This is a genomic window from Vibrio sp. 10N.222.55.C7 (genome assembly GCF_041473335.1).
GTDB classification, from domain to species: Bacteria; Pseudomonadota; Gammaproteobacteria; order Enterobacterales; family Vibrionaceae; genus Vibrio; species Vibrio crassostreae_C.
The window spans coordinates 22,594-22,898 of record NZ_JBFRSC010000056.1 but is presented as its reverse complement, the minus strand read 5'-3'; the positions used below and the strand labels follow the sequence as shown (position 1 = coordinate 22,898).

Sequence of the window (305 nt, the reverse complement as noted above, 5' to 3'; positions counted from 1 at the left end):
GGCGTAATCGTGAAGCTGCCATCATCGTTAGCTACAATCGTCGCATCACCACCAACCGTTAGGCCGCTAGCAGTAAGGTCATCGCCTTCAACATCAGATGCTTGTGATAGCAATTGCTCTTGGCTTAAACGGATAGAACCGTCTTCATCGATTGAGTACGCTAAGTCACCAGACACTGGCGCATCATCAACCGCTGTAACACTCACATCGATGTTGGCAGAGACCGTATCGGTGCCGTCAGACACATCAAAACCGAAGTTTACGTCGCCATTGAAGTTTTCATTTGGTGCGAAGGTGTATGTGCC

General features: G+C 49.2%; 1 protein-coding gene. It reads right to left on the bottom strand.

Features of this window, described 5'->3' with window-relative positions:
• Positions 1 to 305, bottom strand: a 305-nt coding sequence (locus tag AB4482_RS19285; RefSeq protein WP_372181435.1) for a tandem-95 repeat protein, incomplete at both ends; no start/stop codon positions are given.